The organism is Novosphingobium resinovorum (assembly GCF_036352595.1).
GTDB classification, from domain to species: domain Bacteria; phylum Pseudomonadota; class Alphaproteobacteria; order Sphingomonadales; family Sphingomonadaceae; genus Novosphingobium; species Novosphingobium resinovorum_B.
Genome location: NZ_JAZFAX010000004.1, coordinates 102,653 through 124,416, shown reverse-complemented (window position 1 = coordinate 124,416; position 21,764 = coordinate 102,653). Strand labels below are relative to the sequence as shown.

Sequence of the window (21,764 nt, the reverse complement as noted above, 5' to 3'; positions counted from 1 at the left end):
GGTTCTCTTGCCGGAGGCCAGGCGCCGACAGGGTCAGGCATCAGGGGGGTATCCGTGCCGTTCGCGATCGAGGAAATCTATGATGCCGCCTTCGACCGCGCGCGGTTCCCGGCGCTGATCGAGCGGATCGGCGGCGAACTGGGGGCGCAGGCGGGCTTCATCGCCTGGAGCGACCCCGAACGGCAGGTTGGGTTCCAGTTCCAGTTCGGCAACGATCCGGTGTGGCTGGGCCGCTATGTCGAGACATATGCCGCGCATGACATCCTGCTGCCGCACCTCCATGCCATTCCCGAGGGCGAGTGCCGTTCGGCCTGGCCGCTGCTGCAGACGCCCGAAGTGCGCGAGAGCGTGTTCTATCGCGAATACCTGGCGCCGCAGGGCATCGTCGACAACCTCGCGGTCAATCTCATCAAGCGGCCGGGCATCATCGCCAGCCTGGCGCTGTTGCGCCGGGAACCGGCAGCAGCCTATTCGCCGGAGGACTGCGCGCGGCTGGCGGATCTGGTGCCGCACTTGCGCCGGGCGATCTACATCCAGAGCCATCTGGTGCGCGCCGCCGAGCACGCCGCCGCCGACCGCGCCTTTGCCGGCAGTGCGGGCAGTTCGGTGATCCTGCTCGATGCCGCCCATGTCCCGATCGAGGCGAGCCCCTCGCTGGTCCCGCTGCTGCGCCTGCGGCTGGGCGAGCCGCTGGGCGACGGCATCCTGGGCAGCGCGGTGGCGGCGGCGATCGGGCAGGGCGAGCCGGTGGCCATGGAGATGGCGCCGGGGGCCGATGGCCGGCCCCTGTGCCTGCTGCTGGAGGCGCGTCGGCTGGAAACCGTGCGGTTCGGCGATCTCGCCGACGGGCCGGGCGCCGCCTTCGCGGTCCATGTCACGCGGGTCGATCGGCCCCGTGCGATCGCCTTCGAGGCGATCGGCAGTCTCTACGGCCTGACCGCCACCGAACTGCGCGTGCTGACCGACGCGGTGGATACCGGCGACATCACCGCCGTCGGCGATCGTCAGGGCATGGCGCGGGCGACGGCGCGCACCCACCTGCACCGCATCTACGAGAAGACCGGGACGCGCAGCTTCGCCGGCCTGTCCAGTCTGGTCCATCGTTTCGGGCGGATCGCCCCGGCAAGCGACGAAACCTGAATCGAGCATCAAAAAACGCGGCGGGTAAACAGATGATGGATGCGCGGTTAGGCGGCGTAAACTAAACTTGCGTGCAGGGCACCGGGGGGGTGCCTGACAGGGCAGTGGTGGGTTCGATGATGAACGTGCCGTCGTTTCCGGAAAAAGTGGGCGAGTTTCGCGGTGGGTCTTCGCCGGGGGGCGGGGATCCGGTGGAGCGGCTCGATGGCTGGAAGCGCATCGCCGCGCATTTCGGCCGGGAGCGCTCCACCGCGATTCGCTGGGCGCGCGATCGGGGGCTGCCCGTCCACCGCATGCCGGGCGGCCGCACCGGCACGGTCTATGCCTGGCGCCATGAACTCGACCACTGGGCGGGATCGTCCGCCGTGGTGCAGCCCGCGCGCAAAGCCGCTGCCGAACCGATCGTGCCCGGCAGCACCCTTGCCTTTCCGGTGCGGGTGTTCGAACTGCGCGACGGCATCCTCCTCATCGTCGCGATGATCGGCGTGGCGGTGATGCTGATGGCGGCGGCGAGCAGCGCCTATTCCATAACCGGCAGCGATGCGGCCAGCGCGCCCCGCACGGTGCGGCCGGCCGACCCGACGATCGGCGGACGCCTGCTGGCCGCGCGCGACCTCGTCGCCGAGCGCGAGACCGACGGGCTGGAGCGGGCGATCGGCCTGCTCGAAGGGGTGACCCTGCAGGCACCGGGCTTCGCGCCGGGCCACGCGGGGCTGGCCGAAGCGCTTGTGCTCTCGCGCGAGTTCGGCCGGCGCGGCGACGGCGAGGCGTTCCGGCAGGCCCGGCAGGCGGCGCAGACGGCGGTGCGGCTCGATCCCGGCCTCGCTGCCGGCTATCGGCTGCTGGGCTTCATCGACTACTGGGCCGACGGCGATTTCGCGCAGGCCCGCCTGCAGTTCGAGCGCGCGCTGGCGCTGCAGCCGGACGACGTGCTGTCGCACTTCTGGTACGGCAACGTGCTCAGCGACCATGGCGAGCATGTCGCGGCGCTGGTGCATCTTGAACGCGCCGGGCAGCTCGAACCGGGTTCGCTGGCGATACGCACCGACCTGGCCTGGGCGCGCTGGGCGATGGGGGATGAGGGCACGGCGGTCGCGGCGCTGGAGGGCGTGGTCCGCCGCAACCCCGATTTCGCCGTCGCGCATGATTGCCTCGCGGTGATCGCTCTCGTGAACGGCGACGAGGCGGGATACCTCGAACATTTCGCGCAGTTCGCGCGGTCTCGCGGCGACCGGCGCCTGCTGCAGCGTGCGGGCGAACTGGTGCGTGCCGGGAATGCGGGCGGCGAGGCGCTGCACGCGGCGATGCTCGACCAGGCGATGGCCGACGTCGCCGACGGATCGCGCAACCGGGCCTGGGCGGTGCTGGTCGCCTCGCTGCAGCACGACCGGGCGACTGTCCTGGCCCTGCTGCAGGCGGCTGACCGCGCGCAGGAGGCCTGGGGCGACGCTGCGCTGCTGCGGCACATCCGCGCGGCCTGGCCGGGCGATGCGCAGATCGCCGTGCTGCTCGATGGACGCATGGCGCGGGCGGGCGCCGGGGTCTCGCCGGGACGCTCGCGCGACTGGACCTGACGAGGTTGATCGCGGGGCCGCATCGCCCTGCACGGCTCCTGCATCGGGCGTGCGCGAAGTCTTGATGGCCCACCCGCAACGATCTGCTTGAGCAGGGCGGCATTGTCCCCTCGATCATCGAGGGAGATTGCCCATGCGTTTCGCCGCCCTGCCTCCGGGCGCCGCCTTCCGGTCCAAGCTGGTGCCGGCCGTTGTCGTCGTCGCGCTGGGGGACTGGATCTTCTACCAGCGCGGCCTGCTGGGCGGGAACTGCAGCTTCTTCGGATGGGCCTTGCTGGCGGCGATGCTGGTCGGGCGCCCGGCGGTGCGGCGGGATCGGCGGGCCTGGATCGCGCTGCTGGCAGCCGCCTTGTTCGCCTTCGCCTACTTGTGCGATCCCAGCCTGCTGGCGTGGACGCTGTTCTGGGTCACCGCGGGCATGGCGACGCTGCTGCCCGCGACGGCGCGCTTCGACGACGGCTGGCGCTGGCTGCAGCGGCTGGTCTGGCAGGCCGTCTGCGTGCCGTTCGGCCCGCTCATCGATCTCGTGCGGCTGGGCCGGGTGCGGGGCAAGGGCCGCGCCGCCCGTACGAACCTGCGCGCCGGGATCGCCCTGCTGGCCCTGCCGCTGGGAGGAAGCGCAGTGATCCTGACGCTGTTCGCCGCCGCCAACCCGTTGGTGGAACAGGCCTTGTCGGCGCTGGTGCCGGACATCTCGCTGATGCTGGTCCCGCGCGCGATGCTGTGGACGGTGCTGTTCGTCATGGCCTGGAGCCTGCTGCGGCCGCGCATCGCCCGCCGCCTGCTGCCCGGCCTCGACAGGGCCGGCGCAGGGGCGCTGCCGGGCGTGTCGGTGGCCTCGGTCACGCTCTCGCTGGTGGTGTTCAACGCGATCTTCGCGGTCCAGAACCTGCTCGACGCCGCGTATCTGTGGGGCCTTGCGCCGCTGCCGGAGGGGATGACGCTGGCCGGCTACGCGCATCGCGGCGCCTATCCGCTGATCGCCACCGCGCTGCTGGCGGCGGCGTTCGTGCTGGTGACGCTGCGCCCCGGATCGGACACCGCGCGTTCGCCGACGATCCGGCGGCTGGTGACGGCGTGGATCGTGCAGAACGTGTTCCTGGTCGCCTCCTCGATGCTGCGCACGCTGGACTATGTGGAGGTCTATTCGCTGACCCGCCTGCGCATCGCCGCGCTGGCGTGGATGGCGCTGGTCGGCTTCGGGCTGGCGGCGATATGCTGGCGGCTGCTGCGCGGCCGCAGCGGGGCCTGGCTCGTCAACGTCAACGGCGTCGCGGCGGCGCTGGTGCTGACGGTGGCCTGCTTCGTCGATCTCGACGCGGTGGCGGCGCGCTGGAACGTGCGCCACGCCCGCGAGGTGGGGGGCAGCGGGGCGGCGCTCGACTTGTGCTACCTTTCGGATCTGGGGGATTCCTCCGTCCTCGCGCTGGTCGAACTGGAGCGCCGTCCGGGGCTCGATCCGGCGCTGCGCGAGCGGGTGCGGGCGGTCGCGCTCGATCGCATCGCCGGGCTGGAGCAGGGGCAGCGGTTCGGCTGGACGCTGCTGGGGCAGCGGCGGCTGGCGGCGGTGCGCGGCGACCGTGAGCGGCTGGGTCCGCCGCCGCGCTGGGGTGAGCGCGGCTGCGACGGGGCGCTGATACCGCCCCGGCCCCTGACCGACCCCGCGCCGGAGCAACCCACGTTGACAGGAGCACGCGGGAAATGATCTTAGGCCCCATGCCCGCCACGATCCTCATCGTCGACGACGATCCGCACATCCGCCACCTCCTCGTCTTCGCCTTCGGCAAGGCGGGGCTGGAGACGATCGAGGCGGCCGACGGCGAGGAGGCGCTGGCGCAAGTGGAGCGCAACGCTCCCGACCTGGTGGTGCTGGACATCAACATGCCCCGGATGGATGGGCTGGAGGTCTGCCGCCGCCTGCGCGCGACCAGCGAGGTGCCGATCTTCTTCCTCTCCTCGCGCGATGACGAGATCGACCGCGTGCTGGGCATCGAACTGGGCGGCGACGATTACGTGGTGAAGCCGTTCTCCCCGCGCGAGGTGGTGGCGCGGACGATGGCGATCCTGCGCCGCACCGCGCCGCGCGCGCCGCAGGCGGAAGCCTCGCCGGTGATCCGCCACGCTCGCCTATCGCTCGACACCGAGGGCTGGGCCGCGCAGTGGAACGGCCGGGACGTGAGCCTGACGGTCACCGAGTTCACTATCCTGCGCACGCTCATGGCTAGCCCCACGCGCATATTCTCGCGCGATCAGATCATCGACCACGTCCGCGGCCCCGGCTTCGCGCTGACCGACCGCACGGTGGACAGCCATGTCCGCAACCTGCGGCGCAAGTTCGCCGAGGCCGGCGGCGGCGACGTGGTGGAGACGCGCGCGGGGATCGGCTACCGGCTGGGTCCGTGCGGGGGCGCGGCGCCGCCGGCATGACCGCGTTCAAGGCCTGTGTCGCGCGGCACTGGCCGGTACTGCGGCTGCGCACGATCCTGCTGGGCACGCTGCTGTTCGTGGCGGCGCTGCCGGGGCTGGGCGCGATCTTCTTGCGGGTCTACGAGAACGCGCTGGTGCGCCGGACCGAAGCCGAACTGGTGGCACAGGGCGCGGCCCTGGCTGCGAGCGCGGCAGTGGTCGGGCGCGGCCTGCCGATGCAGCCCTCGCCCCCGGTGCCGGACCGCTATCACGAGCACACCACCGAAGTCGACTTGCGCTCGTCGCCGGTCCTGCCGCCGCGCCCGCCGGCCCGCGTCACGCCGCTGCGGGTCGATCCGGTGACGATCGCGCTGGCCTGGCGGATGATGCCGGCGTTCCAGGAGACCAAGGTGACCACGCTCGCCTCGATCCTGATGCTCGACCGGCAGGGCATCCTCATCAACGGGCGCGAGGCGGGGCGCAGCCTTGCCGCCCTGCCCGAAGTGCGCGCGGCGCTGGCGGGCAGGGCGGTGACGGTGCTGCGCGAGAACGACGGCTATGCTCCGGCCCATCCGCTCGAATGGCTGAGCCGGGCGGCGGGCATCCGCCTTCATCATGCCCGGCCGATCGTGGTGGACGGCAAGGTGATCGGCGTGATCCTCGTCTCACGCTCGCCGCGCGCGCTGTTCCTCGGGATATACGAGGATCGCGGCAAGATCGCGCTGGGCGTGGCGGCGATCTTCGCGATGCTGGTGCTGCTCTCGGCGATCCTGTCGCGCGCGATCGTGCGCCCCATCGAGGCGCTGAGCCGCGCGACGCGGGAACTCGCCTCGGGCCGGCATGTCGCCGCGCGCCGGCCGACGCTGCAGGTCGTCGAGATCCGCGCCCTGCACGAGGATTTCGAGCGCATGGCCGAAAGCATCGGCAAGCGATCGCGCTATCTGCGCGAGTTCGCCTCGGCGGTCAGCCACGAGTTCAAGACGCCGCTGGCGGGCATCTCGGGCGCGGTCGAGCTGCTGCAGGACCACGGCGCCGACATGGCCGAAGCCGATCGCGAGCGCTTCCTCGCCAATGTCGCGGCGGATTCGCGGCGGCTGTCGCAGCTTGTCGGGCGGCTGATGGAACTGGCCCGCGCCGACGTCATGGTGGGCGAGGCCGATGCCCGCGCGTCGGTGGCCGGGGTGCTGGCCTCGGTCGCCGATGCGCTGGGGGGCAGCGGTTTCGCGGTGGTGCTCGACCTGCCCGAAGACCTGCCGCCGGTCGCAGTGGAGGCCGGGGCGCTGGAAGTCGTGCTCGCGACGCTGGCGCAGAACGCCCGGCAGGCGGGCGCGGCCCGGCTCGGCATCGCCGTCTCGGTCGAGGGCGGGGAGGCGCTGATCGACCTCGTCGACGACGGGCCGGGGGTTCCCGAGGGCGACCGCGACCGCATCTTCGACCCGTTCTTCACCAGCAAGCGGGCGCAGGGCGGAACCGGCCTCGGCCTTGCGATCGCGCGTTCGCTGCTGGGGGCGCACGGCGGCGTCCTGCTGCTGCTGCCTTCGGAACGGGGCGCGCACTTTCGCATAGGCTGCCCGGTGGCGGGCTGAGCGACCGTTACTCCGGTACCTGCCCGCCGAGCGCCTGGTAGACCTGCACTTGCGCGACGAGCTGGTTGTAGCGGTTCTGGATCAGGCCGGTGCGTGCCGTGCGGGCGCGTTCCTGCGCGTCCAGCCAGTCGCGCAGTGGGATCAGGCCGGCGCGATACTGGCGTTCGTAGAGCGCCTCGGCATCGACGGCCGCTTCGTGGTTCCGCGTCACGAACTGCGCCTGCCGCACGTACTGGTCGCGGGCCGAAAGCGAGACCTGCGTATCGCGCAGCGCATCGTAGAAAGTCTGGCGAAAGTCCTGCACGGCGATGTCGTAGTCCGTCCGTGCGACGCCGACCCCCAGGCGTATCTTCTCCGGGTTCAGCTCCGCCAGCGAGAGCGCGCCGCCCAGGCTCGCGGCGGGGTTGGTGAAGAACTTGAGCAGCGCCGAGCTGGCGGTGCCGAGCGCGCCGGTCAGGCTGAAGGTCGGGTAATAGCCCGCCGCCGTGGCATCGCTGGTCGCCAGGGTCGAGCGCAGGCGCAGTTCGGCGGCGGCGAGATCGGGGCGATGGGCCAGCAGCGCGGCCGGCACGCCCGCGGCGATCGCGGGGAGATCGCCTTGCGGCAGGGCCGCGGGCTCGGTGCCGGCGTAATCCTGCTGCGCGAGCAGTGCGGCGATGGTCTTGAGGGCCTCCACCCGTGCCTGGACCAGCTGCGTCTGCGAGGATTCCTGCGCCGCCACGGTCTGCTGCGCGTCGCGCAGTTCGAGCCGCGAGACGGCGCCCGCGTCATACTGGCGCTGTACCAGGGCGAGCGCACGGCGCACGTAGGCGAGGCTCTGTTCGCCCAGCGCGATCTGCTCGTTGGCATAGCCCAGCTGCCACCAGGCCTGGACCGTGGTGCTGATGAGCGAAAGGCGCGTCTCGGCGAGATCCTGCGCGGTCGCCTCGGCTTCCCAGCGGGCGGCATCGGCCTGTGCGTCGAGGCGGCCGAACAGGTCCACCTCCCACGACGCGCCGAGCGAGGCGCTGCTGCTCTTGCTCCATGCCGCGCCGCCCTGCAGCGCCTTCGACGCATCGGACGAGAGGCTGGCCGAACCGCTCGGGAACAGGCCCTGCCGGGCGAGGTCCGAGGACAGCCGGGCCCGCTTCAGCCGCAGGCCGGCGGCCGCGAGGTCGGCATTGCTCGCCAGCACTCGGTCCACCAGCGCGGTGAGCGCGGGGTCGGCGAATGCGTTCCACCAGGGCCCGCCGACCTTTGCCGGATCTCCGAGCGGGCTGGCGTCCCAGCTGGCCGCGACCGGCACGGCAGGGGCGGCATAGTGTGAGCGCACGACATTGCCGCATCCCGCCGTGAGAGGCAGCAGCGAGAGCGCGGCGAGGAAAAGCGGGCGCGGATTGGGGGGCACGGTCAGTCTCTCGAAAGGGCGTCGACGGGGTCGAGCCGGGCCGCACGGCGCGCCGGCAGGAAGCCGAACACGACGCCGATGAGGGTGGAACACACGAAGGCGGCGACGATCGAGGTGGTCGAATAGGCCATCGCGAAGCCGGCGGCGAGGAACGAGAAGGCCACGCCCACCGCCAGCGACAGGCCGACGCCGATGACGCCGCCGATCAGGCAGACCAGGATCGCCTCGATCAGGAACTGCTGGAGGATGTCCGACTGGCGCGCGCCCACCGCCATGCGCACGCCGATCTCGGCGGTGCGCTCGGTGACCGAGACGAGCATGATGTTCATGACCCCGATGCCGCCGACGATCAGCGAGATCACCGCGATCGCGGCGACCAGCAGGGTCATCGTCTGGGTGGCGCTGGTGATCGTCGCGCGGATGTCGTCGGAGTTGCTGATGAAGAAGTCCACCGTGCCATGGCGCTGGGTGAGCAACTGGGTCACCGCCGCTTCCGATGCCGAGGTCGATACGTCGTCGCTGATGCGTACGGTGATGCTGGAGACGTAGCTCTGCCCCAGCATGCGGCTCATCGCGGTGGTGTAGGGGACGTAGGCGGTGAGGCTGTCGCTGCCGCCGAAGCCCTGCTGCTGGGTGCCGACGACGCCGACGATGCGCACCGGCACCTTGCCGAGCAGCACGACCTTTCCGAGCGGATCCTCGCCGTCGGGGAACAGGGTCTTCTGGGTGTTCTCGTCGATCACCGCGTCCTGTGCCAGCTGGCGTACCGCCTGCGCGTCGAACAGGCTGCCCGCGTTGAGGGTCAGGCCGCGCACGCGGAAGTAGTCGGCGCCGACGCCGCTGACTTGCGCCGTCGCCGCGACGTTGCGGTAGCGCGCGGTGACGCTGGTGGAGACGCTGGGCGTGACGCTGTCGATGTAGGAGAGCTGGCCGAGCGCCTCGGCATCGCTGTCCTTCAGCGTCTGGATCTTGCCCGATCGCATGTCGCCGAAGCTCTTGCCGGGGTAGACCGTCAGGGTGTTGGTGCCCAGGCTGGAGATATCGGAGAGGATCTTGGCCTGCGAGCCGTTGCCCAGCGCCACCACCGAGACCACCGAGGCGATGCCGATGATGATGCCCAGCATCGTCAGGAAGGTGCGCAGCTTGTGGGCCGACATCGCCAGCACCGCCATGCGGAAGGCTTCGCGGAACCGGTCGGCGAGCTGCCCGAAGCCGCTGGAGCCGGCTGGCGGCGGCGCCAGGGTGGGCGCCGTGCGCGGCGCCGCGGTGCGGCGGTCGTCGATGATCTCGCCGTCGCGGATCTCGATGATGCGCTCGGCGTGCTCGGCCACCTTCATGTCGTGAGTGACGATGATGACGGTGTGGCCCTCGGCGTGGAGTTCGCCGAGGATCGCCATGACTTCGACGCCGCTGGCGGAATCGAGCGCGCCGGTGGGTTCGTCGGCGAAGATCACCTCGCCCCCGTTCATCAGCGCGCGCGCGATCGAGACGCGCTGCTGCTGGCCGCCCGAGAGCTGGCCGGGACGGTGCCCGGTACGCTCGCCCAGGCCGAGGCGCGAGAGGATCTGGCTCGCCCGCGCCGCCCGTTCGCCGCGCGGCTTGCCGGCGTAGACGGCGGGCACCTCGACGTTGCCGAGCGCGGTGAGGTCCGTCAGCAGGTGGTAGCGCTGGAAGATGAAGCCGAAATGCTCGCGGCGCAGCGCCGCCAGTTCGTCCGGTTCGAGATTGGCGGTGTCGCGGCCGTCCACCCGGTACGATCCCGAGGTCGGCCGGTCGAGGCAGCCCAGGATGTTCATCAGCGTGGACTTGCCCGAGCCGGACTGGCCGACGATCGCCACCATCTCGCCGGCGTGGATCGTCAGGTCGATGTCCTTGAGCGCGGCGAACACGCCGTCGCCGGACGGATATTCGCGCCGGACGTGCGAGAGCGAGAGGAGCGGGGTGGGGGTCATCGTCTGCGTCCCGCTCAGAACGGCGGCGGTCCCATGCGGCCGCCGCCCGAAGTGCTGGCCGCCTTGGCTTCGCCGATCACCACCGCCTCGCCTTCCCTGAGGCCCGACAGCACTTCGACGTTGACGTTGTTGTTGAGACCGATCCTGACCTGGCGCGTCTCGATCCGGCCGTCCTCGGTCTTGACCCGAACGGCATAGGCGCCGTCCTTGCCCCTGGCGCCGAGGGCGGTCGCCGGGATCGTCAGCGCGTTGGCGCGGCGGTCGAGGACGATGGTGACCTTGGCGGTCATCAGCGCACGCAGTCGCTTGTCGTCGTTGGGCACTTCGAACAGCGCGTTGTAGTAGATCGCCGTGTCCGTGGACGTGCTCGACGAGGACGAGGTGCTGGAACTCGAGCTGACTTCGTCGACGATCGATTCCGGGGCCGGCTCGATCATCCGCAGCTTGGCTTCATAACGCTTGTCGGGATCGCCCAGGATGGTGAAGTAGACCGGCAGGTCGGGCTTGACGTTGATGACGTCGGCCTCGGAGACTTCGGCCTTGATCGTCATCACGTCCAGCTTGGCGAGGATCACGATCGTCGGCGCGGACTGCGCGGCGTTGACCGTCTGGCCCTGCTTGGTGACTACGGCGACGACGACGCCGTCCATCGGCGCGGTGATCTTGGTGTAGCCCAGCTGGACCTCGGCGGTGTTGACGCTGACGCTCGCGGAGCGGATCTGCGCCTGCAGCGCGTCGTAGCTGGCCTGCGCGGACTGCAGTTCCTGCCGCGCCGTCTCGAAGTCCTGCTGCGATGTCGCCTCGCCGGCACCCAGCGCCTTCTGGCGCTCGAAGGCAAGCCGGGTCCGCGCGAGCGTCGCCTGGGCGCCCGCCGCCTGCGCCTTCATGTTGGCCAGGTCCGCGCGTGCGGTTTCCAGGCTGTTGGTCTGGGTGCGCGGGTCGATCAGGCCGATGAGGTCGCCCTTGTGGACCACGTCGCCGACGCCGAAGTTCAGCTCGTCGAGTCGGCCGGATACCTGGGCGCCGACGCTGACGAGTTCCTTGGGCTCCAGCGTGCCGGTCGCCTCGACCGTGCGCTCCAGCGCCCCGCGTGAGACCTTGACGGTGGCGACGTCGGGCGTGGCAGGCCCCGAAAGGAACAGCTTCCATACCAGCAGGAGGATGAGTGCGCCGGCCACGGCGCCGCCGATCACGATACGACGAGTAGTGAACATCCGCTTCGTATGGCGGCTGGGTTCCGGCTTGTAAGCAGGATTTTGGTTGCAATGTGTAACGCTGCCGCGGGCTGCCTGCCTACGCCCATGCCGATACATTGCCCTCCCAGTTTCACGGTCCCGGTTTACCGTCCCTTTCCGGGCGATGCCGGGGCCGTTGCCGGAGTGCTAGCGTCGGCTTCGCATTCTGCCATGCCGGAGCCGCGATGACCCGCAGTGCCAAGACCTTGCCGATGCTCGTCCCGGCCGATCCCGCCGGGATGCGGCGCAACCATTTCAACGCCATCCGACTGGCCATGGCCATGGCGGTGATCTGGTCGCACAGTTTCGCGATCCATCGGGGATCCGAGGATACCGAGCCCGTCTCGCTGCTGCTGGGCGGCTTCTACAACGCGGGCAGCGTCGGGGTGCGGGTGTTCTTCATCGTCAGCGGTTTCCTCATCGCCCGCAGCTGGCTGGCGAGCCCGCAGGCGGCCGGCTACTTCGCCAAGCGGGCGAGGCGCATCTACCCCGGCTTCATCGTCGCCACGGCGATCTGCGCGTTCGTCGTGGTTCCGCTCCATGCCACTGCGGGCTGGACGCTGGTGAGTCCGGCGGCGGTGCTCGACTGGTCGTGGCGGGCGCTGACGCTGCACGGCGGCGTCCCCGGCGCCGACGCCTTCGGAGGGCAGGCGGTCAACGGAGCCTTGTGGAGCATCCGCTACGAGGCGTGGTGCTACGTCGGCGTGGCGGTCGCGGGGGGGCTGGGGCTGATGCGCCGACCGGGCCTGCTGGTCGCGGCCACGCTTGGGGTGATGGTGGGCAAGGCGATGCTGGACGTGATGGGCAAGCAACCCGGTGGCGGCCTCGTCGAAGCGGTGTTCGGCTGGCCCTACGCCTGGTTCTCGCTGGCGCCGTGTTTCCTGATGGGGATGCTGGCGCAGTGCTACGGGCGTTTCGTCCCGCGCAGCATGGCCGGGCTGTGCGTGCTGCTGGCAGGGCTGGTGGCGACGACGCAGCTTGGCGGCGGATCGCGGATCGCCTTCGACCTGCTGTTCCCCCTTGCCGCGACATATGCGGTGCTGTTCGCCGCGTTCAGCCCGGTGCGCCTGCCGGACGCCGCGCGCTTCGGGGACTTTTCCTATGGGGCCTATCTCTACGGGTTTCCGATCCAGCAGATGCTCAAGTGGGGTCTCGCCTTGTCGTTTCCCGTCTACGTGCTGGCGAGCTTCGGGTTCTCCCTGCTTGCCGGCGCCGCAAGTTGGGTGCTGGTGGAGCAGTGGTTCGTCCGCAGGCCGGTGCGCGCCGCGCGCGCCGTGGCGCCGCCGCCGGAGCTGCAGCCGGCCTGATGCGGATCAGCCCGCGTAGACCCCGGCAGGCAGGCCGCGCACACCTGCGTCGACCTCGAACAGTGCCCCTTCGAACTCCGATGCGGGGAGCCCGGTGGCCGCGGAGGTCACGAACATCCGGTCGAGTTGCTCGCCCGCGAAGGCGATGTTGGTGATGCGACTGGCGGGAAGTTCGATCGAGCGCTCGCGCGTGCCGTCCGGCGCGAATCGGCTGATACGGCCGCCGTCCCAGTGCGCCACCCACAGGAACCCTTCCGCATCGGTGGTCATGCCGTCGGGGTAGCCGTCGTCCTCGGAGAAGCGGATGAACTCCTGCCGGTCGCCGGCGCCGTTCCCGTCGAGCGCGAAGCGGTAGATCGTACGGCGTCCGGAATCGGTGTGGTAGAGCCAGTTCCCGCAAGGCGAGAACGCCGGGCCGTTGGTCACGGTGTAGCCGGTGTCGACGACCTGCCATTCGCCCTGCGGCGAGAGGCGGTAGAACGAGCCGGAGACTTCCTCCTCGGCCATGTCCATGGTGCCGCACCAGATGGCACCGTGGCGGTCGGCCTTGCCGTCGTTCATGCGGTTGCCGGGCAGGTGCGGCTCGGGGTCGGAGCGCTTGCCGATGGTCAGCGGATCGAGCGTGATCGATGCAACACCGTCCCGGAAGCCGCCGACGAAGCCGCCGGAAGCACGTGGAGCCACCCAGCCTAGCGGTGCGGGCATGTCCCAGCGTTCAATGCTGCCATCGGCCAGCGTCAGTCGGTTGAGGGCGGGGGCGAGGATGTCTACCCAGTAGAACGCGCCATCTCGCTCGCACCAGAGCGCGCCTTCGCCGAGGGTGTCGCGCACGTCGCGCTCGATCTTGCGCCAGAGGGTCATTCGCCGTCTCTCCCGGTCGGGGGTGAGGGAGGCCCACCCCGCTGCGACTAGGCAGCAAGCTGCCAAGTCTCACTGCCCCTCCCGCAAGCGGGAGGGGCATCTTCATGTCTCCCCTCCCGCTTGCGGGAGGGGTTGGGGGTGGACCTCTTCCCGGCCTCAGTGGTTGTCGCGCGGCAGGCCCATGGTCTGGGCGATGCGCTGGTACTTCTCGGCGCCCTCGAGGATCGCGCCGGTATCCATCTGGCCCACGAGGGCGCGCTGGATTTCCTGCCAGGGCGTCTGCGAGGCGGGGTACTGGTAACCGCCGGCGGCCTCCAGCTCGGCGCGGCGCGTTGCCATCTCCTCGTCGGAGATCAGCACGTCCACCTTGCCCGCCTTGAGGTCCATGCGCACCCGGTCGCCGGTCCGGAGCAGCGCCAGACCGCCCATCGCCGCCGCTTCCGGCGAGGCGTTGAGGATCGAGGGACTGCCCGAGGTGCCCGACTGGCGGCCGTCGCCGATGCAGGGAAGGGCGCTAACACCCTCGGTGATGAGGTAGGCGGGCGGGCGCATGTTCACGACTTCGGCCGCGCCGGGGTAGCCGATCGGCCCCGCGCCGCGCATGAACATCAGCGTGTCGGCAGTGATGCCCATCGCCGGGTCGTCGATGCGGTGGTGGTAGTCCTCCGGGCCGTCGAACACGATCGCCGGGCCTTCGAAGGCGTCCGGGTCTTCGGGGTTCGAGAGGTAGCGGTCGCGGAATTCCTTGGAGATCACGCTGGTCTTCATGATCGCCGCATCGAACAGGTTGCCCGACAGGACCAAGAAGCCCGCTTCCTCGACCAGAGGCTGGTCGAAGGTCTTGATGACCTTGTCGTCCTCGATCGTGGCGTCGCGGCAGTTGTCGCCGATGGTCTTGCCGTTGACGGTGAGGGCGCTTTCCTGGATCAGCCCCTGGCCGATCAGCTGCGCGACGACGGCGGGGACGCCGCCCGCGTGGTAGTAGTCCTCGCCCAGATACTCACCGGCGGGCTGCAGGTTCACCAGCAGCGGGATCTTGTGGCCGAGGCGCTCCCAGTCCTTGAGCGGCAGGTCCACGCCGACGTGGCGGGCCAGCGCGGCAAGGTGGATCGGCGCGTTGGTCGAACCGCCGATCGCGGCATTGACGACGATCGCGTTGTGGAAGGCGTCGAGGGTCAGGATGTCTGAGGGCTTGAGGTCCTCCCGCACCATGTCCACGATGCGCTTGCCGGTGTGGTAGGCGCATTCCTGGCGGTCGCGGTAAGGCGCGGGGATCGCCGCCGAGCCGGGCAGCATCATGCCCAGCGCTTCGGCGAGCGAGTTCATCGTCGTCGCCGTGCCCATGGTGTTGCAGTAGCCGGTGGAGGGCGCGGAGGAGGCGACGAGCTTGATGAAGCCGTCCGCGTCCAACTCGCCCGCCGCCATCATCTGGCGGCCCTTCCAGACGATCGTGCCCGAACCGGTGCGCTCGCCCTTGTGCCAGCCGTTGAGCATCGGGCCGACCGACAGCGCAATGGCGGGGATATTGACGGTCGCGGCGGCCATGAGCATCGCCGGGGTCGTCTTGTCGCAGCCGGTGGTCAGCACCACGCCGTCGAGTGGGTAGCCGTAAAGCGCTTCGACGAGGCCGAGGTAGGACAAGTTGCGGTCGAGCCCGGCGGTGGGGCGCTTGCCGGTTTCCTGGATCGGGTGGACCGGGAATTCCAGAGCGATGCCGCCCATCTCGCGGATGCCTTCGCGGATGCGCTCGGCCAGCACGAGGTGGTGGCGGTTGCACGGGCTAAGGTCGCTGCCCGACTGGGCGATGCCGATGATCGGCTTGCCCGAACGCAGTTCCTCAAGGCTGAGGCCGAAGTTCAGGTATCGCTCCAGGTAGAGCGAGGTCATGTCGATGTTGTCGGGATTGTCGAACCAGGCGCGCGAGCGCAGCTTGGGAGCAGGAGTATCGGTCATGGTTTGTCGTTTCGTTCTGGTTCAGCGCGGAGAAGTGGTGACGCGGTAGATCATGACATGCCTGTACGGCTTGCCGGGATCGACGCGGGTGCTCGGGAAGTTGGCGTGGTTGGGGCTGTCGGGGAACTTTTGCGGTTCCAGCGCGATGCCGTCGCCCATGCGATAGAGATGGCCCTGCTTGCCGATGAAGGTGCCGTCGAGGAAGTTGCCGGAGTAGAACTGGACGCCGGGCTCGGTCGTCAGCAGTTCCAGCACACGGCCCGAGACAGGGTCCTCGAGGCGGGCGGCGAGTTCGGGGGTCTTGGTCTGGCCCTTGTCGAGCGCGAAGTTGTGATCGAAGCCGCGGCCGTAGACGATCTGCTGGTCGTTGCCGTCGCGCAGGCCCACCGCGACCGGCTTGCCCTTGCGGAAGTCGAACGGCGTGCCTTCGACGGCGCGCAGTTCGCCGGTCGGGATCAGCTTGTCGTTGACGGGGGTGTACTTGCTCGCCGGGAGGGTGAGCACGTTGGTCATCGCGTCACGCTCCGACCCTTCGCCCGCCATGTTGAAGATGGCGTGGTTGGTCATGTTGAGCACGGTCGGCTTGTCGGTCGTCGCGTCGAAGACGATCTGCAGGTTGCCGGATTCGTCGAGCGAATAGGTGACCTTGGCCTTCACGGTGCCGGGATAGCCGGAATCGCCGTCAGGGCTGACCAGCGAGAACACCGCCGTCGCCACCTTGCCCGACTTGACCGATTCGAGCTTCCAGTTCTGGACGTCGAAGCCCTTGCCGCCGCCGTGGAGCGACTGGCCGTGGTCGTTGCCGGGCAGCTGGTAGGTCTTGCCGTCGAGCGTGAACTTGCCGTCCGCGATGCGGTTGCCGTAGCGGCCGATGGTCGCTCCCCAGAAGTTCGGGCGCGTCTCGAAGTCGGAGAGCTTGTCGTAAGCGACGAGGACGTCGGCGGTCTTGCCGTCGCGATCGGGCGCATTCAGCTTCCACAGCGTCGCGCCGAAGGTCAGGATCGTGGCGGAAACGCCGTTACCTGCCGTCAGCGTCACCGCGGTGACTTCGCTGCCGTTCGACAGCTTGCCCGCGCTCGCCTGCGTCGCTTCGGTGGCCAGCGCGGCATTGGCGCCGAATGCCAGTGCCAGAACGGACGCTGCCGTCGTGATGGCCTTGACCGGATTCCTCATTCCCTTAGCTCCCGCATTTCGGTGAGATTTCGATTCTTGTACGAAGACGCGCCCCATTGACGACGCCGCTTCGCGCATATAGTCCGACAAATAGAAAGAGCGCAAGCCGGTTCACGGTACAAGTGGTCGTCCGGCGTCGCTATCGAGAGGAATGTCATGCCCCCAGTGGTCTCATCCACCGACGCCCCGGTGCTGCACGCCCAGCCCGCAGGCGTGCGCTACGGTCCCGCGCTTACGCTGCTCGCCAGCCTGTTCTTCATGTGGGGCTTCATCACCGTCATCAACAATACGCTGCTGCCGCACCTGCGCAGCGTATTCGAGTTGAGCTACACCCAGACGACGCTGATCGAATCGGTATGGTTCATCGCCTACTTCGTGGCCTCGATCCCGTCAGCCAAGCTGATCGAGCGGATCGGCTATCAGAAGTCGCTCGTCGCGGGCCTGCTCATCATGGCCGCAGGCGCATGTGGCATGATGCTGGCCGCCAGCATTCCGTCCTACGGCGTCACGCTCGTCATGCTCTTCGTCATCGCCAGCGGCATCACGCTGCTGCAGGTGGCCGCGAACCCCTACGTCGCCGTCGTCGGCAAGCCCGAGACCGCCTCCTCGCGCCTCAATCTGGTGCAGGCGTTGAACTCGGCGGGCACGATGCTGGCGCCGCTCTTCGGGGCCTACCTGATCCTCGGCCGCTCCAAGGGTGGCACGGCCACCGCCGGGACCGTCCTGACCGAAGCCGAGCGCATGGCGGACGCCCACTCGGTGATCCTGCCTTACGCGCTCGTCGCCGTGGTGCTGGTGATCCTCGCGGTCATCATCGCCAGGTTCCCGCTGCCCGCAATGGGTTCGGCCGGCTCGCGCGCCGCCAAGGAGGAGCGCAAGCACCTCTCGCTCTGGAACCACCGCAACCTGGTGTTCGGCGTGCCCGCGATCTTCATCTACCTGATCGCGGAAATCGGCGTCGCCAACCTCTTCGTGAATTTCGTCAGCCAGCCTGACATCGCCAACCTGACGCATGAGCAGGCCGGCAAGTATCTGTCGTTCCTGTGGGGCGGCATGATGGTCGGTCGCTTCGCCGGGTCGCTCGTGATGCAGCGCTTCGACGCAGGCAAGGTGCTGGCGTTCTTCTCGATCGGGGCCTTCGCGGTGATGATGGTCACCGTGTTCGCGCACGGCGAAGTGGCGATGTGGTCGCTGATCCTCGTCGGCCTGTTCCACTCGATCATGTTTCCGACCATCTTCACCCTCGGCATCAAGGGCCTCGGCCCGCTGACCGAGGAAGGTTCGGGCCTGCTCGTCATGGCGATCGCAGGCGGCGCGCTGGTCGTGGTGCAGGGGTGGCTGGCCGACAACTACGGACTGCAGACTTCGTTCCTGCTGACGGCAGCCTGTGAACTCTACGTGCTGTTCTACGCCTTGTGGGGCAGCAAGGCGACCAATGCGGTGCCGCCGCCGGAAGCGACTTTCGAATAAGCGCTCGGCAGATAGGAAATGAGCCCCGGCGAGAGATCGTCGGGGCTTTTTTGTTTAAGAAGGGAAGAAGGAAGGCAGGGGTTTACCGCCCCTGCACCCCGTGGACTTGGCGGCGTGATGCGCGCAGCAGTCTCGGTGCTCTATTGCGCCGCAGGCTATTCAGTCTCCCGGCTCGCCGTTGTGCCTGAGGAGGCGGCGCGCGTGCCCTCGACGATTACGGGGTGCAGGGGTGGTAAACCCCTGCTTTTCCCCTGTTCAATCTTCCATCGAGCTACGCGTATCTTCCAGAGCCAGATCCACCAGCACGTTCATCGCCTCCGCAGCGGCAGCCGCCTCCCCTGCGGCGATCGCGTCGTAGACCTTGACGTGATCCGGGATCGGATTGCGCGGCAGGGCGCGGGCGCGTTGCTTGAACTGCGTGGTCCAGTTCACCGCCGCGCCGATCGAGGCGCTGAGCGTGAGGAGCGCGTCGTTGCGTGTCGCCTGGAGGATCGCCTTGTGAAAATCGCGGTCAGCGGCGCGTCCGGCCTCGGTGGTGAGGGTGTGGCGGCGCATGGCGGCGAGGGCGTCCTTCATCGCCTTGAGGTCCGCCTTGTCGCGGCGCTGGGCGGCGAGGCGGGCGGCGGCGGGTTCGACGATGGCGCGCAGTTCGAACAGGCTCCGGACGAATTCGATGTCGGGCTCGCCCGCGAAGGCCCAGCCGAGCACTTCGGGGTCGAGCAGGTTCCAGCGATCACGCGGGAGGACGCGGGTGCCGGCCTTGGGGCGGCTCGCGACGAGGCCCTTGGCGGTCAGCACCTGGATCGCCTCCCGATAGGCGCTGCGTGAAACCTGCAGTTCCTCGGCGAAGGCGACTTCGCCTGACAGAATGTCGCCGGGAGCATATTTGCCTGACAAGATGGCAGTACCGAGCTTGTGTGCAATGGCTCCGTGCAGTCTGCGGCCGGGGCCCCGGGCTTCTTCGCCTTGTTTGGTGTTTTCGTCGGCGGTCGTCAAATCGGCATCTGGCACAGGTAAGGGCTCCTCCGGGAGCGAAACTAACAGCGGTTTGCGCGAGAAGGAACGACAAACATTGCGTTTCGCTCGCACAGGAAATATGTCGGAGTAAATAGGGAGTGCCCAATGACTGAATTTCGTTCCATCGTCGCTGCTACCGGTGAGCCTCAGGGTGAGCCGCTCGCCATCAGCACCACCGCCGATGTGGCCGCTGCCTGCGCTGCCGCGGCTGCTGCGTTCGATACCTATCGCGCGACCGATCGCGAGACGCGCGCTGCGTTCCTTGAGCGAATCGCCGACGAGATCATGGCGATCGGCGAGTCGCTGATCGAAGCCTACATCGCCGAGAGCGGCCTGCCGCGTGGTCGTGGTGAGGGCGAGCGTGGCCGGACCTGTGGTCAGCTGCGCCTGTTCGCCGATGTGGTCCGCAAGGGCCAGTGGCAGCAGCTGCGTATCGACCCCGCGCTGCCTGACCGCGCGCCGCTGCCGCGTCCGGACCTGCGCCTGCGCATGATCCCGGTCGGCCCGGTCGCCGTGTTCGGTGCTTCGAACTTCCCGCTCGCGTTCTCGACGGCCGGTGGTGACACCGCTTCGGCGTTGGCTGCTGGTTGCCCGGTTGTCGTCAAGGGCCACCCGGCGCACCCGGTCACCGGTTCGCTGATCGCCGCTGCCATCACCAAGGCGGTGAAGGATGCGGGTCTGCCCGAGGGCGTGTTCCAGCACCTCGTCGGTCCCTCGAACGAACTGGGCGCGGCGCTCGTGCAGCACCCGGCGATCATGGCGGTCGGCTTCACCGGTTCGCGTGGTGGCGGTCTGGCTCTCGCCAGGCTGGCGCAGGCGCGCGAAGTGCCGATCCCGGTCTATGCCGAAATGTCGAGCATCAACCCCGTCCTGCTGCTCCCCGAGGCGCTCAAGGCGCGCGGCGAAGCGCTCGGCGCGGCTTTCGTCGGCTCGCTGACGATGGGTGCAGGCCAGTTCTGCACCAACCCCGGGCTGATCCTCGCCGTCGAGGGTGAGGGGCTCGATGCCTTCGTGACCGCCGCCACCACCGGCGTGTCGGAAGCCAAGCCGCAGACCATGCTCACCACTGGCATCGCCGCCGCCTATGCCAAGGGCGTCGAGGCGCTGGCCGCCGTTCCGGGCGTCGAGACGCTGGCCAAGGGCGAGGAAGGCAGCCGCACCACCGGCGGCGCGATCCTGTTCCAGACCTCGGCCGCTCAGTTCCTTGCGGACAAGGCTGCGGGCGACGAAGTGTTCGGCGCCTCCTCGATCGTCGTGCGCTGCAAGGACGAAGCCGAGCTGCTGACCGTACTCGAAGGCCTCGAAGGCCAGCTGACCGCCACCCTGCACATGGACGATGCCGACGAGGGCGCCGCCGCCCGCGTCCTGCCGGTGCTGGAGCGCAAGGTCGGTCGCATCCTCGTCAACGGCTGGCCCACCGGCGTCGAAGTGTGCCACGCGATGGTTCACGGCGGTCCGTTCCCCTCTACCTCCGACCCGCGCACCACGTCGGTCGGCAGCCTTGCGATCGATCGCTACCTGCGTCCGGTTAGCTACCAGAACTTTGCGCAAGGTCTTCTTCCGGCCGAACTGCGCGACAATGCCTTCGGCGACGGCGCCCCGCGCCTGATCGACGGCACGCTTACCCTCAACTGATCCAACCATCCGGGCGGCGCGCTCTCAAGAAGTGCGCCGCCTTTGGGCCCAGAGCCCTTGGGAGAGTACCCATGACTTATCTTCGCCTGCTTCAGCACCTGAGCGCCGAGGGCGTTCGTTCCGTCATTCTCGCCGACGGTGATGCCGCCCATTTCCTGCCGGGCGTCGCTTCGGTGCGTGAACTCGCGCTGAGCGCGATCGCTGCGGGCCAGACGCTCGCTGAGGCCGCCAAGGATGCCGGGCAGGGCGAAGCTGTCGACATCGCCGCCGAGTTCGCGGCGGGCCGCCTGCTCGCGCCGATCGACCACGAGGACGGCGCGCACCTGCTGCTCGCGGGCACCGGCCTGACCCACCTCGGCTCGGCCGAGGGCCGCGACAAGATGCACAAGGCGGCCGCTTCCGAGGAGAAGCCGACCGACTCCATGCGCATGTTTTTGGAAGGCCTCGAAGGCGGCAAGCCCGCGCCGGGCGAAGTCGGCCAGCAGCCGGAATGGTTCTACAAGGGCGACGGTTCGCAGCTCGTCGGCCCGACCGACGACCTCGAAATGCCCGCTTTCGCCAAGGACGGCGGCGAGGAGCCCGAGCTGGCAGGCATCTATCTGATCGGCGAGGACGGCACCGCCTATCGGCTCGGCCTTGCGCTCGCCAACGAGTATTCGGACCACGTCACCGAGCGTCACAACTACCTGTGGCTGGCCCACTCCAAGCTGCGTCAGGCCGCGCTCGGCCCGGAGCTGCTGCTCGGCACGCCGCCCTCGCACATCGAGGGCACCAGCAAGGTCATCCGGGGCGGCGAGACGATCTGGGAAAAGCCCTTCCTCTCGGGCGAGGGCAACATGTCGCACACCTTCGCGAACCTTGAGCATCACCACTTCAAGTACGACCTGTTCCGCCGCGCGGGCGACGTGCACGTCCACTTCTTCGGCACCGCGACGCTCTCGTTCAGCGACGGCGTGCAGACGCAGGAAGGCGACGTTTTCGAGATTTCGGCCGCACCCTTCACGCTGCCGGTCGCCAACAAACTGGTCCGCGTTCCCGAGCGCGCCTTCGCGGTGAAGGCGCTCTGAT

At 69.0% G+C, this 21,764-nt stretch carries 16 protein-coding genes; 9 read left to right on the top strand and 7 right to left on the bottom strand.

Features of this window, described 5'->3' with window-relative positions:
• Nucleotides 1-54: 54 nt before the first annotated feature.
• The 5 genes from V2S85_RS05960 to V2S85_RS05940 all read left to right on the top strand — a co-directional run bounded on the left by V2S85_RS05960 (nt 55) and on the right by V2S85_RS05940 (nt 6,706).
• Nucleotides 55-1,140 carry a helix-turn-helix transcriptional regulator gene (locus tag V2S85_RS05960; protein ID WP_330701950.1) on the top strand — a complete coding sequence of 362 codons (1,086 nt, stop codon included), beginning with the start codon at nt 55-57 and terminating at the stop codon, nt 1,138-1,140.
• An 89-nt stretch (nt 1,141-1,229) separates the two neighbouring features.
• The gene (locus tag V2S85_RS05955; protein ID WP_330701949.1) at nt 1,230-2,714 is read left to right on the top strand and encodes a tetratricopeptide repeat protein; all 1,485 of its coding nucleotides are present in this window, start codon (nt 1,230-1,232) and stop codon (nt 2,712-2,714) included.
• A 133-nt stretch (nt 2,715-2,847) separates the two neighbouring features.
• Nucleotides 2,848-4,419, top strand: coding sequence for a DUF4173 domain-containing protein (locus V2S85_RS05950; RefSeq protein WP_330701948.1), 1,572 nt, complete (start codon nt 2,848-2,850; stop codon nt 4,417-4,419).
• Nucleotides 4,416-5,141: a response regulator transcription factor gene (locus V2S85_RS05945; RefSeq protein WP_330701947.1), complete on the top strand. Its 726-nt coding sequence runs from the start codon at nt 4,416-4,418 to the stop codon at nt 5,139-5,141. Before V2S85_RS05950 ends, V2S85_RS05945 begins: the two co-directional genes overlap by 4 nt.
• Entirely contained in the window at nt 5,138-6,706 is a 1,569-nt protein-coding gene (locus V2S85_RS05940) for a HAMP domain-containing sensor histidine kinase (RefSeq protein WP_330701946.1), read from the top strand. Before V2S85_RS05945 ends, V2S85_RS05940 begins: the two co-directional genes overlap by 4 nt.
• 7 nt (nt 6,707-6,713) lie before the next feature.
• Here V2S85_RS05940 and V2S85_RS05935 read toward each other — a convergent pair whose 3' ends face one another.
• The 3 genes from V2S85_RS05935 to V2S85_RS05925 are packed head-to-tail and all read right to left on the bottom strand — an operon-like array spanning nt 6,714 to nt 11,259.
• Nucleotides 6,714-8,093 carry an efflux transporter outer membrane subunit gene (locus V2S85_RS05935; RefSeq protein WP_330701945.1) on the bottom strand — a complete coding sequence of 460 codons (1,380 nt, stop codon included), beginning with the start codon at nt 8,091-8,093 and terminating at the stop codon, nt 6,714-6,716.
• Between the two features lie 2 nt (nt 8,094-8,095).
• Entirely contained in the window at nt 8,096-10,045 is a 1,950-nt protein-coding gene (locus V2S85_RS05930) for a MacB family efflux pump subunit (RefSeq protein WP_330701944.1), read from the bottom strand.
• A 14-nt stretch (nt 10,046-10,059) separates the two neighbouring features.
• The gene (locus V2S85_RS05925) at nt 10,060-11,259 is read right to left on the bottom strand and encodes an efflux RND transporter periplasmic adaptor subunit (RefSeq protein WP_330701943.1); all 1,200 of its coding nucleotides are present in this window, start codon (nt 11,257-11,259) and stop codon (nt 10,060-10,062) included.
• Between the two features lie 206 nt (nt 11,260-11,465).
• On the opposite strand from V2S85_RS05925, the gene V2S85_RS05920 reads away from it, so the two are divergent.
• Nucleotides 11,466-12,587: an acyltransferase gene (locus tag V2S85_RS05920; RefSeq protein ID WP_330701942.1), complete on the top strand. Its 1,122-nt coding sequence runs from the start codon at nt 11,466-11,468 to the stop codon at nt 12,585-12,587.
• A 6-nt stretch (nt 12,588-12,593) separates the two neighbouring features.
• Here the strand turns inward: V2S85_RS05920 and V2S85_RS05915 are convergent, their stop codons facing one another.
• The 3 genes from V2S85_RS05915 to V2S85_RS05905 form a co-directional block, all read right to left on the bottom strand.
• The gene (locus V2S85_RS05915; protein ID WP_330701941.1) at nt 12,594-13,448 is read right to left on the bottom strand and encodes an SMP-30/gluconolactonase/LRE family protein; all 855 of its coding nucleotides are present in this window, start codon (nt 13,446-13,448) and stop codon (nt 12,594-12,596) included.
• A 156-nt stretch (nt 13,449-13,604) separates the two neighbouring features.
• Nucleotides 13,605-15,401 (bottom strand): IlvD/Edd family dehydratase, encoded by a 1,797-nt coding sequence (locus V2S85_RS05910; RefSeq protein WP_330701940.1) that lies wholly within the window; start codon nt 15,399-15,401, stop codon nt 13,605-13,607.
• A gap of 21 nt (nt 15,402-15,422) precedes the next feature.
• Nucleotides 15,423-16,574: an aldose epimerase family protein gene (locus V2S85_RS05905; protein WP_330701939.1), complete on the bottom strand. Its 1,152-nt coding sequence runs from the start codon at nt 16,572-16,574 to the stop codon at nt 15,423-15,425.
• Between the two features lie 156 nt (nt 16,575-16,730).
• Here V2S85_RS05905 and V2S85_RS05900 point away from each other — a divergent pair, with 156 nt between their 5' ends.
• The gene (locus V2S85_RS05900; RefSeq protein ID WP_330701938.1) at nt 16,731-18,044 is read left to right on the top strand and encodes a sugar MFS transporter; all 1,314 of its coding nucleotides are present in this window, start codon (nt 16,731-16,733) and stop codon (nt 18,042-18,044) included.
• Nucleotides 18,045-18,299: 255 nt separating this feature from the next.
• Here V2S85_RS05900 and V2S85_RS05895 read toward each other — a convergent pair whose 3' ends face one another.
• A complete protein-coding gene (locus tag V2S85_RS05895) occupies nt 18,300-19,055 on the bottom strand; it encodes a FadR/GntR family transcriptional regulator (RefSeq protein ID WP_330701937.1) in 756 nt (251 codons plus the stop codon).
• 111 nt (nt 19,056-19,166) lie between these two features.
• On the opposite strand from V2S85_RS05895, the gene V2S85_RS05890 reads away from it, so the two are divergent.
• Both V2S85_RS05890 and araD1 read left to right on the top strand, forming a co-directional pair.
• Entirely contained in the window at nt 19,167-20,696 is a 1,530-nt protein-coding gene (locus V2S85_RS05890) for an aldehyde dehydrogenase (NADP(+)) (RefSeq protein ID WP_330701936.1), read from the top strand.
• A 71-nt stretch (nt 20,697-20,767) separates the two neighbouring features.
• Nucleotides 20,768-21,763 carry an AraD1 family protein gene (gene araD1, locus V2S85_RS05885; protein WP_330701935.1) on the top strand — a complete coding sequence of 332 codons (996 nt, stop codon included), beginning with the start codon at nt 20,768-20,770 and terminating at the stop codon, nt 21,761-21,763.
• Nucleotide 21,764: the final 1 nt, after the last annotated feature.